The sequence below is a fragment of the Streptomyces europaeiscabiei genome, from assembly GCF_036346855.1.
Lineage (GTDB): Bacteria > Actinomycetota > Actinomycetes > Streptomycetales > Streptomycetaceae > Streptomyces > Streptomyces europaeiscabiei.
The window spans coordinates 9,957,639-9,975,256 of sequence record NZ_CP107841.1 but is presented as its reverse complement, the minus strand read 5'-3'; the positions used below and the strand labels follow the sequence as shown (position 1 = coordinate 9,975,256).

Annotated in this window: 11 protein-coding genes; 6 read left to right on the top strand and 5 right to left on the bottom strand. The window is 73.0% G+C overall.

Annotated elements, in window-relative coordinates; translation table 11 throughout:
* Positions 1 to 61: 61 nt before the first annotated feature.
* The 5 genes from OG858_RS43275 to OG858_RS43255 form a co-directional block, all read right to left on the bottom strand.
* On the bottom strand, positions 62 to 1,480 hold the full coding sequence (locus tag OG858_RS43275) for a TIGR02679 family protein (RefSeq protein WP_328543865.1): 1,419 nt from the start codon (positions 1,478 to 1,480) through the stop codon (positions 62 to 64).
* Positions 1,477 to 5,655, bottom strand: a complete 4,179-nt coding sequence (locus OG858_RS43270; protein WP_408059460.1) for a TIGR02680 family protein — start codon at positions 5,653 to 5,655, stop codon at positions 1,477 to 1,479. Before OG858_RS43270 ends, OG858_RS43275 begins: the two co-directional genes overlap by 4 nt.
* The gene (locus tag OG858_RS43265) at positions 5,652 to 6,929 is read right to left on the bottom strand and encodes a TIGR02678 family protein (RefSeq protein WP_327725815.1); all 1,278 of its coding nucleotides are present in this window, start codon (positions 6,927 to 6,929) and stop codon (positions 5,652 to 5,654) included. The genes OG858_RS43270 and OG858_RS43265 overlap by 4 nt, the downstream gene beginning before the upstream one ends.
* Positions 6,926 to 8,479, bottom strand: a complete 1,554-nt coding sequence (locus tag OG858_RS43260; RefSeq protein WP_328543866.1) for a TIGR02677 family protein — start codon at positions 8,477 to 8,479, stop codon at positions 6,926 to 6,928. The genes OG858_RS43265 and OG858_RS43260 overlap by 4 nt, the downstream gene beginning before the upstream one ends.
* 120 nt (positions 8,480 to 8,599) lie before the next feature.
* On the bottom strand, positions 8,600 to 9,337 hold the full coding sequence (locus OG858_RS43255; RefSeq protein ID WP_328543867.1) for a TetR/AcrR family transcriptional regulator: 738 nt from the start codon (positions 9,335 to 9,337) through the stop codon (positions 8,600 to 8,602).
* Between the two features lie 148 nt (positions 9,338 to 9,485).
* On the opposite strand from OG858_RS43255, the gene OG858_RS43250 reads away from it, so the two are divergent.
* The 6 genes from OG858_RS43250 to OG858_RS43225 all read left to right on the top strand — a co-directional run bounded on the left by OG858_RS43250 (position 9,486) and on the right by OG858_RS43225 (position 17,605).
* Positions 9,486 to 10,964, top strand: coding sequence for an APC family permease (locus OG858_RS43250; protein ID WP_086747025.1), 1,479 nt, complete (start codon positions 9,486 to 9,488; stop codon positions 10,962 to 10,964).
* A 49-nt stretch (positions 10,965 to 11,013) separates the two neighbouring features.
* On the top strand, positions 11,014 to 12,687 hold the full coding sequence (locus OG858_RS43245; protein WP_328543868.1) for an amidohydrolase: 1,674 nt from the start codon (positions 11,014 to 11,016) through the stop codon (positions 12,685 to 12,687).
* A 208-nt stretch (positions 12,688 to 12,895) separates the two neighbouring features.
* Positions 12,896 to 14,038 (top strand): LacI family DNA-binding transcriptional regulator, encoded by a 1,143-nt coding sequence (locus OG858_RS43240; RefSeq protein WP_319065283.1) that lies wholly within the window; start codon positions 12,896 to 12,898, stop codon positions 14,036 to 14,038.
* A gap of 369 nt (positions 14,039 to 14,407) precedes the next feature.
* Entirely contained in the window at positions 14,408 to 15,799 is a 1,392-nt protein-coding gene (locus OG858_RS43235) for an ABC transporter substrate-binding protein (protein ID WP_327725813.1), read from the top strand.
* A gap of 1 nt (position 15,800) precedes the next feature.
* Entirely contained in the window at positions 15,801 to 16,679 is an 879-nt protein-coding gene (locus OG858_RS43230) for a carbohydrate ABC transporter permease (RefSeq protein ID WP_319260145.1), read from the top strand.
* Positions 16,676 to 17,605: a carbohydrate ABC transporter permease gene (locus tag OG858_RS43225; RefSeq protein WP_107482355.1), complete on the top strand. Its 930-nt coding sequence runs from the start codon at positions 16,676 to 16,678 to the stop codon at positions 17,603 to 17,605. The genes OG858_RS43230 and OG858_RS43225 overlap by 4 nt, the downstream gene beginning before the upstream one ends.
* Positions 17,606 to 17,618: the final 13 nt, after the last annotated feature.

Sequence of the window (17,618 nt, the reverse complement as noted above, 5' to 3'; positions counted from 1 at the left end):
CCGTGTCGTGCCCGCGGCCACGAGCGGCTCGCCGTCACCGCGGGCGGCGAGGCCGCCGGGCTCAGGCCCGCACCGTCGCGGCGAGGTCCGCCAGCAGGACGTCGGCCATCAGTTCCTCGACCACGGCGGTGCCGTGGTCGAGGATGGCGGGGGTCAGCTCGGGGTCCCAGGGCGCCGCGGTGAGGCGGCCCGGCCGCGGGCCGTGCGGGGTGCGGGCGACCGCGGTGCGGTAGTCCTCCGCCGCCATGCGCCAGGGCCGGGCCGGTGTCTTGTCCAGGAGATACGCGGCGATACGGATGCCTTCGCCGTCGAAGTCACCGTGGTAGCGGAGGGCCGCGCCGCGGTCCGCGAGGAGACGGAGAAGGTGGACGGCCGCGCTGTTGGGCCAGCCCGACGTGCACACGAGCGGCGGACAGGCCGGGCCGAAGCGGCGTACGGCGAGGGCCAGGATGCTGGGGTTCTCCACCGCGTGGACGACGGGCGCGGGATCCGCGGCGAGGGTGAACTCGCCCGGGGCCCGCAGCTGGGCGAGGGTCAGGGCGGCGCCCTGCCCGGCCTCGGCGCAGACGCGGGCCACACGGGCGAGCGGGCCGTCGCCGGAGGGACGCAGTCCCCCGACGAGAACGGTGGCGGACAGGTCGTCGTCGGCGACGCCCGCGCGCGCCCACAGGGCGCGCCGGTCCGCCGCGGACTGCGGCGGCACGCCGTCATGGAGGGCCGCCAGCGCCCGCAGGACGAGGGCGGACAGACGGGTGCCGTCGTCGAGGGCGTGGGAGTCGCCTCTCAGGACCCGGGCCGCGAACACGGGCAGTGGCTCCGCCTCGGCGGGCAGCGCCGCGAGCACGGTCAGTGCGTCGGTCAGCAGGGACCGGGTGCGTTCCGGTGAGCCGCCGACCAGGCCGGCGGCTCGGCACGAGGCGGCCCAGTCGGCGAGCGCGGGCTGGGCCCGCACGACGGCGTGACCGTCCAACCAGGCCCACAGCTCGGCCCGTTCGCCTTCCTGGCGGCGTCGTTCGCCCGCGCGGTCGTCGAGGGGGCCGACGAGCGCGGTGACGGTCTCGCGTACCGTGCGGCCCCACAGTTCGGTGACGGCCTCCTCCAGACGGGCCAGGGCGACGGAGGGGCGGGGGTCCGGCAGCCGGTCCAGGCCGAGCAGATCGGCGAGGGCCTCGCGCTGGGCGTCGTCGAGCGGGCCGAGACGCACCCGGGTGACGGGGCGGCCTGAGGAGAGGCGACTGTGCACCGTGTGCCAGAGCGGGCGGAGTTCCGGGCGGCGCAGGGTGCGTTCGCCCGGGGCCGGTTCGCGCAGGGTGCGTTCGCCCGGGGCCGGTTCGCGTGGGGCCGGTTCGCGTGGGGCCGGTTCGCGTGGGGCCAGTTCCCCCGGGGCCAGTTCGCGTGGGGCCAGTTCGCGTGGGGCCAGTTCGCGTGGGGCCAGTTCGCGTGGGGCCAGTTCGCGTGGGGCCGGTTCGCGTGGGGTCATCCGGCCTCCAGGTCCGTTCCGTTCCACACGAAGCGGGCGCTGGTGACCGCGTCGTCGCGCCCGTCGGTGAGGAGTTGGTGGACGGCGATTCCGGGCAGCTCGCCGTAGGTGCACCACTCGTGGTCGGAGGTGACCATGAGGTCCAGGTCGAGCGCGGTGAGCAGGGCGAAGACCTGTCCGCGGTTGACGGTGTCGACACCGACGAAGACCTCGTCCAGCAGGATCGGCCGGGGTGCCAGGGGCACCGCCTCATAGTGGGCGGCGACAGCGGCGAACAGCGGCAGGTGCAGGGCAATGGCCTTCTCCCCGCCGGAGAGCGCGCCGTGCAGCTTCTTCGTCAGCGGCTGCCAGCCGGTGCCGTTCGCCCGGTCGAGGCGGACGGTGAAGCGGTGCCAGGCGGTGTAGTCGAGCACCTCGCCGAGCTGTTCCTCCCAGCTCGCGGCCGTGTCGCTGCCCTTGGCCTCCCCGACACGGGCGCGGAAGAAGGCGTGCAGGGCCTCCCGGTCGGTCTCGGTGATCCGGCCGGGGTCCTTCAGCAGCAACTGCCGGGCGGTGCGGGTGCTGTCCGGAAGATCCGGACGGACGTCCCAGACGAGTTGGACGGCTACGTTGGAGGCGGTACGGACCCGCTCCAGGTGCCCGTTCATGCGGTCGACGAGTTCACCGGCCTGACGGATGCGGACCGCGAGGTGCCGACGGATGTCGCCGGTGAGGATCTGGTCGAAGAGGCGCCGCTCGCCGGTGGTGATGTCGTCGCGGCTGCGGTCCCGTTCCTGGGTGAGCGTGGTGAGCAGGCCCGTCGCCCCCACGCGTACACCGTCCAGGGTGGCGGTGAAGAGTTGGACGTCGTCGTCGGGTTCCAGGTCCAGGTCGGCGCGGGCGCCGAGGCGCCGACGGGCCTCGTGGACCGCTTCCGAGAGACGGGTCGCGGCGTCGCCCAGGTTGCGTGGGGCGTGCGGGATCCCGGGCCAGTTCGCCGCGACGGCGCGGGCGGCCTCCAGGGTGGCCTTGGCGCCGTCCCCGGCGTCGGGTTCCGGTGCGTTGCCGGCGTCCTCGGCCAGCCCGACCAGACACAGGTGCCGGAACCGCTGCGCCGCGCGGTCCCGGACCAGGACGGCCTGCTCCCGTCGTTCGGCGTCCTGTCCGCTGGTGGCCCGCAGCCCGCCGATACGCCCTTCCAGGCGGAGCAGGAGATCGGCCGCCCGGGCGGCCGCCTCCCTGCAGCGGCGCAAGTCGTCGCGTGCCTCGGTGACGCGCGCGACGATCTGCCGGTAGTCTTCGCCGACGGTGGCCTCCACCGCCTCCAGACGTGCCCTCAGACCCGCCGCCTCCGCTTCGGCGGCGGCCGCGTCCCCGGCCTGTTCTTCGGCCGCCCGGCGCGAACGCTCCGCCTGCGCGGCCGTCCGGTGGTTCCGGTCGGCCGCGGCGGTCGCGGTGAGGCGGGCGTCCACCCAGCTGTCGGCGGTGTCCCGGAACCTGTCGATGTCGGCGGTCAGTTCACGCAACCGGCCACGGTCGGTGGGCAGTTGGTGTTCCGCGGCCCGGCGGCCGAGCGTGCGCAGGGCGCCCGCCACCTCGCCCTCGCACCGCGCCAGATGTCCGGCGGCGTCGCGTACGGCGTCGTCCCGGGCGGCCACTGCCTCCTCGGCCCGGTCCCGGTCGCGCCGCAGTGCGTCGAGTTCCCGGTGGTCGGGGCGGGCCTCACGGTCGGCGTCCAGCCGGGCGCGGCGGGCGGCGAGGTCGCGCAACCGGTCGTCCAGCGCGGCGAGGGAGGCGTTCGTTCCTCCGATGCGGTCGGTCAGTTCTCCCATCCTGCGCTGCCGGGCCCGCTGTCGGGCGAGGGCGCCGATGTGGGCCGGTTCGGGCTTGTTCCATGACCCGGTGGCGAGGGCGAGACGCCAGGCACCGTCGGCCGACACGGCCGCGGAGTGGCCCTCGGGCAGACCCGTGCCGTACGCGACACCGGCCAGGAGGCGGGTCACGGTGTCGACCGGGACGGGGATGTCCTCCTCGGGCCGCAGCACCTCCAGCAGGCTGGGCCCCGGGGCGGCCACGGCCAGCGCGGCCTCGGCACGGGTGTCGTGACCCGGCAGTGTGATGCCGTCGTAGGGGCTGACCCACGCGTCCAGGAGGCCCGACGCCTCCAGTGCGGCCTCCACCCCGGCCTGGACGGGGAGCGGGACGCCTTCGCGGAAGGCGATCAGCCGCCACAGGGGTGCTCCCGCCGTCGCCGTGCGGACGGTGGTGCGGGTGGACGGGGGCGCGGGCGGCAGATCGGTCCGGCCGCTGAGCCGCCGCACCTCCTCCACGAGCCGGCTCCGCTCGTCCCACAGGCCCTGACGCGCCGCTCGGGCGGTGCCCTCCGCGGTGGCGATCTCCAGTTCCAGCGGGCGGGCGGCGGCTTCGGCCAGGGCCGTCACCTCGGCCTCGGTCGCCGCTCTCGCCGCCAGTTCCCCGGGGTCGGCGATACGCAGTTCCGTGCAGCCCCCGGCCCAGGCGAGCAGCCGTTCCGCCTGTGCGGCGAGGGCGTCGTCCCAGGCTCCGGACGCCTCGTCCCGCCGGGCGATCGTCTCCGCGAACCGGGCACGGGCCTCGTCCAAAAGGTTCTCGGCGGCGCCCCGGTCGCGTACCGCGCGACCGTGGTCGTCCATCGCCTCCGTGATGAGGGCGACCTGCTGCCGTCGGGCGGTGACCGCGCCCCGCAGCAGCCGACGGGCCTGCCGGGCCCCGTTCTCGCCCGTCGGCGCGGCGCCGGATTCCTCGGGCCGGCCGGCGCCCACCGCACGCCGTGTGCCGTCGGGGAGGGGCACCGAGGGGTCCGCGCGCAGGATCGTGTTCGCCTCGTGGTGGATGGACTCCAGGCCCGCCGACCGGGCCGACCGGCGTGCTTCCTCGGCGGCCTCGCGCGCGTGCTCTTCGAGGGTGCGGGCGCGGCCCGCCGCCTCGTCGGCGTGTCTGCGGTCCTCCTCCGCCGTCGCCCGGGCGGCCTGGGCGGTGGTGCGCAGTCGTCCGGCGGCGGCTGCCCCTTCTCGGGTGCGGCGGCGGAGCCGGTCCAGCTCCTCACCCTGCTGGTAGGCGTCGCTCTCCCGCAGGCCCTCGACGGTCTCCTCCAGGGCGTGTGCGCGCAGCTCCTGATCCTCGCGCAGGACCCGGGCCGACTCGCGTTGTGTCAGGGCCTGCTCGAGCTCCTCGGCGCTCTGCCGGGCGGCGCGGGTGAGGCCGTCCATCTCGGTGGTGGCCGAGATCAGCGCGGCCGAACCGGCGCGCAGGACCCGTCGCGCGTAGGCGCGCTGCCGGGCGGCGACCGTGTCGGCCGCCGCCACCTCGTCGTCGAGCCGCCCGAGGTGTTCCCGCTGGCGGTCCAGCCGTTCGAAGCCCTCGGCGAGTTCGGCGATCTCGCCCTCGCCCAGGGGCGGAAGGGCGCGGGACAGGAGGGTGGAGAGCAGGGACGGGTCGAGCCGTTCGGACAGTTTGGGCTGGCGCAGCTGGAGCAGCGCGGACAGCAGCGACTCGTACCGCTGCTCCCCCATGCCTGCGAAGAGTTCACGTCGTACGGCCGTGCGATGGTCGGTGGCCGAGGCGTGCACGGTGCCGCGGTCGTGCAGGGCTTCGGCGAGGGCGGCCCGGGTCAGGGGCTGTCCCGCCTCGTTGACCAGGAGCACACCGCCGGGGTGGGCGATCCTGGCGCCGGTGGTGAAGTAGTCGGCGTGCACCCCTGTGGTGTGGACGCTCGCCTGCAGACGCGCCCCGCAGCCGAACCAGCGCTCGGTGCCGTCGTCGGCGACTCGGCGGAACTCCATCCACACATACCCGACGCGGGTCTTGCCGGAAGCCCCTTCGCCCAGCAGGTTCCAGTGCATGGTGCGCTCGGAACCGCCGAACGTGGAAAGGCGGTTGGGGCGGAGGCTGGCGTCGAAGAGGAAGGGCAGCAGCAGTTCCAGGGCCTTGGACTTGCCCGAGCCGTTCTGGCCGCGCAGCAGCAGGCGGCCCTGGTGGAAGGTGAAGGTCTCGTCGTAGTAACGCCAGACGTTGAGGATACCCGCCCGGTGCGGCTGCCAACGGCTGCCGGATGCGTCCGCCGCCCGCACCGGTGTCCCGGCCGGCTCGGTGGACTCCGGCCGCCGGGGGAGGGAGAACTCCGGCCGCCGCGGGAACGGAAGCTCCGTCACACTCACTGCTTGTCTCCCTCTGCTTCCGGGACCGAACTCGTCGTCTCCGTCAGGCGGTACCGGTGTGCGGCCGGGCGCGCGACCACACGGCCCCCGGTCCGGTGGGCCAGACCGACATCACGCAGGACGCGTACGGCGTCGTCGGTCAGCCGGGCCGCGCCGTCCTCCGACTGATAGGCCTTGGCCCAGCGCGGGAAGCGGCGCAGCAGATCCGTGCCGGCCTCGGCGAGCTGTTCGGGGAGCAGCCCTGCGGGCGCGGCGCAGAGTGGTTCGAGGAGGAGCAGCGCGGCGACGCGGGCGGTCGAGGTGTCGTCGGGGAAACGGGCGTCGGTGGCGATCCCGTCCGGGTCGACGAGCAGGAAACCCTCGGCGCGTTCCTCCAGGAGGAAGCCGGCCTGTTCGACCGAGCGGCGCAGGATCTGGCGTCCGGTCAGGGAGGTGACGTACGCCAGCTCGTCGTCGGCGAGGTCCGCCCGGTACAGGACGGGGTCGTCGAAGAGGCGGCGCAGCACCGAGTGACGCAGCCTCAGATTGCGCTGGGCGTCCGTGGCGGCCGTCTCGGCGTGTTCGTCGTCCGTCGTTCCGTCGCCCACGACCGTGCCGCCGTAGCGTCGCTCGCGCACCAGGCCCGCGAGGAGGTCCTCGAACCGCGCGGGCACCTCGTCCGGGGGTACGGCGAGGCGGGAGGCGCCGACGGGTGCCGCGGGCAGCCGCATCAGCAGCGTGGTGTCCACGCGGTAGAGGACCTTCGCCTCCGGGGATGCGACGTACGCCTCGGTCGCCCCGTCCACCGCACGCAGTACGTCGTACGACTCCAGCAGCCGCAGGACGTCGACGAACGCCATCCGCTCCGCGCGGTGGACCGGGTCGAACGCGGGCAGCGCCCGGTCGGCGGCGGTGGCCCGGACGACCCGGTCGGCGAGCATGGCGATGGTCGTCATCGGCATCGACAGCAGCTCGGCCGCGGTCACGCACAGCAGCACGTAGCGCCGGCGGTCGAACGGGGCCCGGCCCGAACGCGCCCTGCGGGCCGGGCGGGAGCCGTCCGGGTCAGCGCGGACCTTGGCGAGGCGGGCATAGCCGCGGCGCGGCTCCACCGTCAGGGTCCAGCCGCAGGTGTAGTCGAACCACTGGGCCAGCGGTTCGCGACGGCGTCGTACCAGCTCGAAGCCGGCCGGGTCCGAGGCCTCGGTGAGCAGGGGGCGGGCCAGCAGGAGGCGGACGGCGCGGGCGACCTCCTCCCGTTCCGCGGCGGCCAGTTGGTTGGCGAGGGTGCTCATCCCGTCGCCTCCTGCCGTGCGGCGCGGAGGGCCGGGAACGCCGTGGCCCCTCCCGCCTCCGTGATGTGGACGAGGTAGTCCGGTCCGGCGAGCGAACCCGTCGCCGTGCGCAGCAGGGCGGTCCGGCCGTCGGGATGCGGAGCCAGTGCGATCTCCACCCGGCCGTCCCCCGTGGTGGCGCGCCGCTGTCCGCCCGCGTCCGGCCGGGCGGACAGGGCGCGGCCCAGCAGGTCCAGGAGCCGGTCGAAGACAGCGGGATCCAGCTCTCCGAAGGAGGACAGCCGCACGGGTCCGTCCGTCTCCAACGCCCGCCAGGCCCGCGCGAGTTCCGCTCGCTCCGCGCGGGCCCGCTCGGCGCGCTCCGCCCTGACGGCCGCGACGTCCCGCACCCTGGCCGTGCGGGTGAAGCGCTCCGTGCGTCCGCTGGTCCGCAGGAGCGCCGACACCTCCACGGGCGGGGTCTCGGCCCAGGACCGGGACGACGGGATCAACTCCGGGTCGGGGTGGGCGAGGTGGGCATGGCGCGCCGGGCCCAGTCCGAAGGCCGCCGACCACAGCCGGTGCAGGTCGTCCTCCGCCGGGGCGGCGGCGAACCAGCGCGCCAGCTCCCGGAAGTCCTGCACGGCGCTGGAGGAACGGCGTCGTGACTCGTTGATCCGCTCCAGGACCTGAAGGAGCGAGACGATGGCCCGCCGGGCGATGTCGTGCAGTTGCTCGATCCGGGGGCGCGCCCCGTCGTCGGGCAGGAACCACGCCCGCAGGCCCGCCCAGCGTGCCCGTCGGCTCTCCAGCCAGCCGGCCGCCGGATCCTCCCCGGCCACGGGCGGTAACTCGGCCCCGCTCAGCGCCCGCTCGCGCAGCACGGCGATACCCCGCTCCTCCACGCGGGCCACGGCGGCGGCGACCGCCTGCCCGCGCCGGTCCAGGTTGACCAGGAACTCCTGCAGATACGCGACCGTGGCGGCCTTGACCTCGCGGAACACCTCCGGATCCGCGCTGTCGGCGCGCAGCAGCCGCTGCAGTTCGCCGTTGAACGCCTTGGTGTTCTCCACCAGGGCGTCCAGATGCCCCTCCAGCTCCCGCAGGGTGCTGAAGATCCGGCGATCGGCCGAGGCGGGTTCGGCGGACAGCAGGCACAGTTCGTCCAGCCGGTCGGCGATCGCCTCCAGCACGGCTGTCTGCAGCGCCCCCGTGGAGGCGAGGACCTCCAGCGCGTGCCGCACTCCGGCGAGGGCGGCCTCGCCCCGGCGGGTCAGCGAGTACTGCAGGTTGCGCCGCTCGTAGTCCTCGGCCGTGCGGTAGTTCTCCGCGTGGTTGTGCACCACGTCCAGCAGCTCCCACTGCACGAGTCTGCGCAGTGCCTCATACAGTTCCTCGTCCTCGACCGCGGCCGCCCAGCCCGCCCCGCGCAGCCACTCACGGACCGCGTCGAGCCCGAGCGCCGTCTCCAGGTGCTCGCCGGCCGCGCCGAAGGCGTCCAGCACGGCCCCGTACAGATCGGACCGCTCCACTGTCGTGAACCGGAACATCTCGGGTGGAACCCTTCGCACGCCCGTCGCCCTCCCCCACCGCCTGGTCGGCATCCCGATCACCACCGTAGAGGGCGGCGCCGACATTCCGTAACGCGAACCGGAACAGCGGATTCATCCGGCCGCGACAGGGCGGCCTCCTCACATTCCGGCCGGACCGGAGGCACGGGAGGCGCGGCCCTCGGGCCGTCTCTCCGGCGCGCGGGCGGCCAGCGCTTCGAGCAGCAGGTCGACCGCGTCCTCGAAGGAGCTCTTGGCCGCGGTGCGCAGGTCCTGGCACACCGCGGACAGGGCGGGGTACGACTCGGGGTCCAGCCCTTGATAGACGTCCTGCCACGCCCGGTCGTCGGCCTCGCGCTGCCCGCGCGGGAGGGCCTGGTACGCGGCGTCCATGGCCGCGTGGCTGAGCACGGTGTCGATGAAGGCCAGATACAGACGGGTCGCGTCGGCCGGTCCGAAGCCCGCGGAGAGCAGGAGTCCGATGCCGGTGTCGACGGCGCGGATCTCGTTCGGGCGCCGGGTCACCCGGTACGAGGCGAAGGCGGCCGCGCGGGGGTGGGCGAGGTATCCGTCGCGGACGCGCAGGGCCATCTCGCGCAGTGCCGCCACCCAGTCGCCGCCCGGGGCGAAGCCCGCCATGGCGTCGCCGATGATGCGGTCGGCGATGGCGAGCACCAGGTCGTCGGTGTCGCGGAAGTAGCGGTAGAGGGCGCTGGGGTCGCAGCCCAGGGCGGTGCCGAGCCTGCGCACACTGAGCGCCTCCGGACCGTGCTCGCCGATGAGCCGCAGCGCGGTCTGCACGATCAGGTCCTCCGACAGCAGGACGCCCGAGCGGGTGGGGCGGCGCCGTCTGCGCTCCTGCGGGACACGGGTGGTCATGGCGGGGCTCCTGTCGGTCGGGACCGCGTACCGGCAGTCAACGGACCCCGCACCCTTATGTCAACGGCATTGACGCAAGACGAACGCCCGGTGTTCCATCACAGTCCCGCGCGGCTCACCCTCGTCCCCTCCCCACGAGGAGCCATCCATGTCATCCATCCCACTGCGCCGTTCCCTCGGCGTGGTCGACGGCGTCGCCATCGCCGCCTCCAGCACGGCGGCCACCACCAGCATCGCCATCGGCATGGGCACGATCGCGACCATCGTGGGTCTGCAGGGCCCGGCGCTCCTGCTCCTCGCCTTCCTGCCCGTGCTCGGCATCGCCACCGCCTACGCCCGGCTCAACCGCTCGGAGCCCAACTGCGGCAACGGCTACACCTGGGTCGGCAAGACCCTCGGTCCCTGGCCCGGCTTCCTGACCGGCTGGGTCACGATCGTCGGCTCGGTCATCTTCTGCGCCTACACCAGCGCCGTCATGGGCTCGGTCGTCCTGGTCTTCGCCAACAAGGCCGGTCTCGACACCCTGGCGGGCATCACCCTCGATCCGACGTCCACCGGCGTCAGTACGGCCGTCGGGCTGGTGCTCCTGCTCGGTCTCACCGCGCTCGCCGTCACCGGCACGCGCGCCACGACCCGCTTCCAGTTCGCGCTGCTGGTCTTCGAGTACGCCGTGCTGATCGGGTTCTGCGGCTGGGCTCTCGTCACCGGCGACCAGTCCTTCTCCTTCTCCTGGTTCAATCCCTTCGAGATCGCCGACGGCACCGCCTTCGCCCAGGGCATGGTCCTCGCGGTGTTCTTCTTCTGGGGCTGGGACGCGGCCTTCAGCGTCACCGAGGAGACCAGGAAGCCGGGCGACGCGGCCCGCGGCGGGCTGATCGCCCTGTTCGCCATGCTCGGGCTGTTCCTGTTCGCCTCGGTCGCCTTCCAGCGCGAGATGAGCCTCGCCGAACTCGTCAGGAACGGCCCGCAGGCCCTGCCGTACCTCGGACAGAAGCTGGCCGCCGAGCCCTGGGCCACCCTGCCCCTGGTCGCCCTGATGTTCTCCGCAGCGGCCTCGGTGCAGTCCACGCTGATCCCCACGGCGCGCGGGCTGCTCGCGATGGGCCGGGACCGCACCATGGGCCCGTTGTGGACCCGGGTGCACCCTCGGTACGGCACCCCTGCCGCCGGAACGGTCGTCGTGCTGTCCATCGCCGCCGCGATCGCCCTGCTGGCCGTCGCCCTCCCCCGGCTCAGCGACATGCTGCTGGCCGCCGTCAACGCCATCGGCCTGCTCGTCGCCCTCTACTACGGGCTCACCGCGCTCGCCTGCGCCGTGCGCTTCCGGTCCGCGCTGCGCGAGGGGCCGCGCGCGGCGGTGCTCGCCGTGGGTGTGCCCGCCGTGTCCGGCCTGATCCTGCTGGGCCTCGGCGGCTACCTCGGGTACTCGTACCTGACCATGAGCGACCACTTCGAACTGAGCCCCGACAACGGGTGGTTCATGTTCTCCCTGCCCGCCGTCATCGTCCTGGCGGGTCTCGGAATGGCCGCGGTCGCCAAGTACGTCCGCCGGTCGCCGTACTTCGCCACCGGACGCGGCACCGACGCCGAGGCCATCGCCCTCCCCATGGACCGCACGGCCGTCTGAGCCCACCCGTACCCTCCGTCCCCCACATCTCCCCATGGAGTTCTTCCCCATGCCGCAGTCCCAGGTCACGGGCCCCGCCGACCTCGTCCTCACCGGCGGGCCCGTCCACACCGTCGATCCCGCCCGCAGCCGTGCCACCGCCGTGGCCGTGCACGGCGGGCGGATCACCGCCGTCGGCCACGACGAGGTGCACGCCCTCGTCGGACCCGGCACCGAGGTCGTCGACCTCGCCGGGAAGCTGCTGCTGCCCGGCTTCCAGGACGCCCATGTGCACCCGCAGGGCGCGGGCCTGGAACTCGGCCTGTGCCACCTCGCCGACACGGCCGACCCCGCCGAGTACCTGCGGCGGATCCGGGCGTACGCCGACGCCCACCCGGACGCCGAATGGATCACCGGCGGCGGCTGGTCACTGGAGGCCTTCCCCGGCGGCGCCCCCACCGCCGCCGCCCTCGACGCGATCGTCCCCGACCGGCCCGTCTTCCTGCCCAACCGCGACCACCACGGGGCCTGGGTCAACACCCGGGCCCTGGAGCGGGCCGGCATCGACGCCCGCACCCCCGACCCCGCCGACGGCCGCATCGAACGCGACGCCGAGGGCCGTCCGACCGGCATGCTCCAGGAGGGCGCCGTCCACCTCGTGGGCCGACTGGTGCCCGACCTCACCCCCGAGGAACAGCTGACCGCCCTGCTGCGCGCCCAGACCGTGCTGCACGCCCACGGGGTCACCGCCTGGCAGGACGCCATCGTCGGCGCGTACGCCAACATGACGGACCCGGCGCCCTCGTACCGGGCTGCCCTGGAGCGGGGGCTCCTCACCGCGCGCGTCACCGGCGCCCTGTGGTGGGACCGTGAGCGCGGTGCCGAACAGATCCCCGAACTCGTCGCGCGGCGGGAGGAGTTGAGCGGGGGCCGGTTCCGTGCCGGCACGGTGAAGATCATGCAGGACGGCATCGCCGAGAACCACACCGCCGCCATGCTCGACCCGTATCTCACCGGCTGCGGCTGCGGCTGCGCCTCGGACGGCAGCGGCATCAGCTTCGTCGAACCGGGAGAGCTGAGGAAGTACGTCACCGAACTCGACGCGCTCGGCTTCCAGGTGCACTTCCACGCTCTCGGAGACCGCGCGGTACGTGAGGCGCTCGACGCCGTCGAGGCGGCCCGTACCGCCAACGGGCAGCGCGACACCCGACATCACCTGGCACACCTCCAGGTGGTCCACCCCGACGACGTGCGACGCTTCCGGGCACTCGGCGCCACCGCCAACCTCCAGATGCTGTGGGCCGCCCACGAACCGCAGATGGACGAACTCACCCTGCCCTTCCTCGGCCCCGAACGCGGCGCCCGGCAGTACCCGTTCGGCGACCTGCTGCGCGCCGGGGTGACTTTGGCTGCCGGCAGCGACTGGCCGGTCAGCAGCCCGGACCCGCTCCAGGCCCTCCACGTCGCCGTCAACCGGCGCTCCCCGGACGCCCCCGAGGGCACTCCCGAGTTCCTGCCCGAACAACGCCTCGACCTCGGCACCGCCGTCGCCGCCTACACGGCGGGCAGCGCCCATGTGAACCACCTCGACGCCCTCACCGGCAGCATCACCGTCGGCAGGGCGGCCGACCTGGTCGTTCTCGACCGCGACCCGTTCACGGGCCCGCCCGGGGACATCGCCGCCACCCGGGTCCTGCAGACCTTCGTGGAGGGGACACGCGTCCACGCGGCTCCCGACGCGTGAGGACCGCGCCCCCGACGCCGCGGGCCCGCCACTGTCGACGCGTGAGGCACTGCTCCGCCGACGCCTGAAACCCGCGGAACGGATGCGTACCGGACTCTTGACGACCGCCGTGTGACTGCGTAGACATGACTACGCAGACATGACAGCGCAGTCAGAGAGGTGATGTCTGACATCATTGGGCTGTTCGTGACGGTCACCGGGAGGCATCATGACGCGAGGTACGGGGCGGGGCGCAGGCCCCGCGGCGCCGAGCAGTACGGATGTGGCGCGGCTGGCCGGAGTGTCGCAGAAGACCGTGTCGAGGGTCTTCAACGACGAACCGTACGTCTCCGCGGACGTGCGCAGACGGGTCACGGAGGCCGCCGAGCAGCTGGGTTACCGGCGTAACAACGCCGCCCGGGCACTGGCCTCGGGGCGGACCCGCTCCATCGGGGTGGTGACGCTGGGGACGGCTCTGTACGGTCCCGCCTCGCTGCTCATGGGGGTCGAGCGGGTCGTGCGGGACACCGGCTACGCGCTCCGCGTGGTCAACACCGTGGAGGGCGATCCGGCGGGTATCGCAGGGGCCGTGGACTCGCTTCTCGACCAGGGCGTGGACGGCATCGTCATCTCCGAGCCGATAGACGAGGCGGGGGAGAACGGCGGCATGGCTCCGCGTGCCGCCGTGCCGGTGCTGGTCATCGGCGCGCCGCCGTTCGTCACCGCGCCCGCGGTGCTGAACGTGGGTGACGGTGCCGAGCTGATGGCGCGTACCGCCACCGAGCACCTGCTGGGGCTGGGCCACACGACGGTCCATCACCTGGCGGGCCCGCAGCGCTGGTACGCCGCCCGGGACCGGCTGGAGGGATGGCGGTCGACGCTGACGGCACAGGGCAGGGACCTGCCCGAGGTCGTCCGGGGCGACTGGTCGGCCGCGTCGGGATACGCGGCCGGGCGGGAACTGGCCGAGAACCGTGACGTCACCGCGGTCTTCGCCGCCAACGACGACATGGCGATCGGTCTGATCCGCGCGCTGGCGGAGGCCGGGCGCCGGGTGCCGCAGGACGTCAGCGTCGTCGGCTTCGACGACATCCCGGTCGCCGCCTATGTGACTCCTCCCCTGACCACGGTGCGACAGCTGTTCGACGCCGTGGCGCAGGAGGGGCTCAAGCGTCTCGTGCACGCCATCGAGAACCCCGGCGCGGACCCCCTGCCGCCGAGCGACCCACCGGTCGACCTCGTCGTCCGTGCCTCGACCGCGCCACCGCCGAGCCGGACGACCCCGGCTCGCGGGCGGCGCACCGTCTCCCGCGTCCGAGTGGGCACACCCGCCCCGCCCCACGCGAACGGAGGCGCCGCCCCGCAGCACTGATCACCTCCCGCCCGCCCGGACAGCACCACGCACGGCCGGCGCGTGACCCCTGGATCGAGCCGCTGTACCCGTCACGCCCCCGCCACTCCGGCGCGCCCCTCACGCAGTCGACGTAGGGCCGCCCCTGAGTCCAGCAGTGTGCCCGAGTCGCCTCTCCGCACCTGCCCGGACACCTCGCCCTGTTCCTTCCGGCCGCGTTCCGACGCCGTACCGGCAGCACCCGGTACGCGGTCGGCCGCGTCCACACGACGCGATCCCGACCACACAGGCCTTCGGACCCGGTCCTCGCGTCCACCCCTTCGCCACCCACACACCTGCGCACGCCCTCCTCAGGCGTGCCGCCACCTTCGCCACCGGCGGGAGTTCACCATGCCCAGAAACACGTCCACGTTCGCCTCGTCCGCCATGAGCCGTCGCCTGTTCCTCACCACGACGGGTGCCCTGTCGCTCGGGGCGGCCCTCACCGCCTGCGGCGGCGGTGACTCAGGCGGCTCCTCCGGCTCCGCGGAGCCGGTCGGCCAGGCCGACATCGACAAGGCGATGAAGACGCCGACCGAGCTGACGTTCTGGACCTGGGTCCCGAACATCGCCAAGGAGATCGCGCTCTTCGAGAAGAAGTACCCGGCCATCAAGATCAAGGTCGTCAACGCCGGCCAGGGCACCCCGCAGTACACCAAGCTGCGTACGGCGCTGAAGGCGGGCAGCGGCGCCCCGGACATGGTGCAGATCGAGTACCAGGCGATCCCGACGTTCACCATCACCGACAGCCTGCTGGACCTGCGGCCGTACGGCGCCGCCAAGTTGAAGGACAGGTTCGTCGACTGGACGTGGAGTCAGGTCAGCGGCGCCGACGGTGAGGTGTGGGCGATCCCGCAGGACACCGGCCCGATGGGCCTGCTGTACCGCAAGGACATCTTCGACAAGCACGGCATCGACGTGCCGGGCACCTGGGACGAGTTCGCCGGGGCGGCACGCAAGCTCCACAAGGCCGATCCCGACGTCTACCTCACCAACCTCGCGGCCAACCAGCCCGCCGCCTGGCACGGACTGCTGTGGCAGGCCGGCGCCAAGCCGTACGCCACCTCCGGCAAGAGCGACATCACCATCGGCGTCGACGACGCCGTCTCCAAGAAGCTCGGCGCGTACTGGGGCGGGCTGGCGAAGGAAGGGGTGATCAGCGTCGAGCCTGACTTCACCGACGGCTGGTACGCCGGGCTCAACAAGGGCAAGTACGCCACCTGGATCACCGCCGCCTGGGGCCCGGCCTTCCTCTCCGGCTCGGCCAAGGCCACCGCCGGCAAGTGGCGCGCGGCCCCGCTCCCCCAGTGGGACGCGGCCAAGCCCAGCGCCGGCAACTGGGGCGGCTCGACCACCTCGGTCATCCGCTCCACCAAGAACCCCATAGCGGCAGCTCTGTTCGCGCAGTTCCTCAACACCGACCCCGCCAGCGCCAGGATGTTCGCCACCGAGCAGTTCTTCTTCCCGGCGACCAAGGCCCTGCTCACGGACGCGGAGTTCGTCTCGGACGCGCCGTCCTTCTACGGCGGACAGAAGGTCAACCAGGTCTTCGCCGACATCAGCGCCACCGTGGACCCCTCCTTCCAGTGGCCGCCGTTCCTCGACCAGGCGGCGACCGACTGGACCGAGACCGTCGGCAAGTCCCTCGCCGACAAGGGAGACACGGTCGCCGCCCTCGGCTCCTGGCAGTCGCGGCTCACCACGTACGCCAAGAACCAGGGCTTCACCGTCAAGGGGAGCTGAGATGGCCGCCACGCGCCGGACCCGCTCGGCGGGACCGCTCTTCGTCGCACCCTTCCTGGTGCTGTTCCTGCTGCTCTTCCTCGCCCCGCTCGGCTACGCCGCCTACCTCAGCCTCTTCCAGACACGACTGATCGGCGGGACGACCTTCGTCGGCCTCGACAACTACGTCCAGGCCTTCGGCGACTCCCAGTTCCTGCACGGAGTCGGCCGCGTGGCGCTGTTCTTCGTGGTCCAGGTCCCCGTCATGCTGCTGCTTGCCCTGGTGTTCGCCCTCGCGCTCGACAGCGGCCTGCTGCGGCTGTCGCGCGTGATCCGGCTGGGCATCTTCGTCCCGTACGCCGTGCCCAGCGTGGTCGCCGCACTCATGTGGGGCTATCTGTACGGGCCGGACTTCGGCCCGTTCGCCCAGCTGAGCCGGAACCTGGACCTGCCGGCCCCGAGCTTCCTCAGCGAGAGCTGGATGCTCGGCAGCCTGGCGAACATCGTGACCTGGGAGTTCGTCGGCTACAACATGATCATCCTGTACGCCGCCCTGCGCACCATCCCGGAGGAGCTGTACGAGGCCGCCGCGATGGACGGCGCCGGGGCCTGGCGCATCGCCTGGTCGATCAAGCTCCCCGCGCTCCGCCCGGCACTGCTGCTCACCCTGCTGTTCTCCGTGATCGGCAGCTTCCAGCTCTTCAACGAACCGAACCTGCTGATGAAGATCGCCCCGGACGTCATCACCAGCTCCTACACCGCCAACCTCTACGCCTACTCCCTCGCCTTCACCGGCCAGCAGGTCAACTACGCGGCCACGGTGTCCTTCCTCCTCGGACTCGTCATCGTGATCGCCTCCTACGGCGTCCTGCTCACCGCGAACCGCAGGAGGACCCCGTGACGACGACATCCCCGGCGCCCACGGTCGCCGCGACGGCGAAGAAGCCGGTGCGCGTCGCGCACCGGAAGGGACGCCAGGCCCGCCGCAGCACCCCGTTGACGATCGCCATGCTGGCCGCCCTGGCCTACTTCCTCCTCCCCCTGTTCTGGCTGCTGATCGCCTCGACCAAGAGCACACAGGATTTGTTCAACACCTTCGGCCTGTGGTTCTCCGACGCCCCGCAGCTGCTGACGAACATCAAGGAGACCTTCACCCAGGACAACGGCGTCTTCGTGCACTGGCTGCTCAACACGGTCATGTACGCCGGAGTCAGCGCGGTCGGGGCCGCTCTGCTCGCGGCCGCCGCGGGGTACGGCTTCGCCAAGTACCGCTTCCGCGGCGACCGGGCCGCCTTCAACCTGGTCCTCGGCGCCGTCATGGTCCCGACCACCGCGCTGGCCATCCCCACCTATCTGCTGTTCGCGCAGGCGGGCCTGGCCAACACTCCCTGGGCGATCATCCTGCCCTCGCTCGTCAACCCGTTCGGCCTGTACCTGATGCGCGTCTACGCCGAGGACGCCGTCCCGGACAGCATCCTGGAGGCCGCCCGTATCGACGGGGCCGGCGAGGCCCGGATCTTCTTCCGGATCGCGCTGCGGCTGATGGGGCCCGGCGTGGTGACGGTCCTGCTGTTCACCCTGGTGGCGACCTGGAACAACTACTTCCTGCCGCTGATCATGCTCAACGACCCCGACCTGTACCCGATCACCGTGGGCCTGGCCTCCTGGGCCGCACAGGCGCAGAACGGCGGGGCCGGCGCCAGCAGCGACATGCTCGCGCTCGTCGTGACCGGCTCCCTGATCTCGATCGTCCCGCTCGTCGTGGCCTTCCTCATGCTCCAGCGGTACTGGCAGAGCGGTCTGGCCACCGGCGGCGTCAAGCAGTAGGGCACGCAGCCCT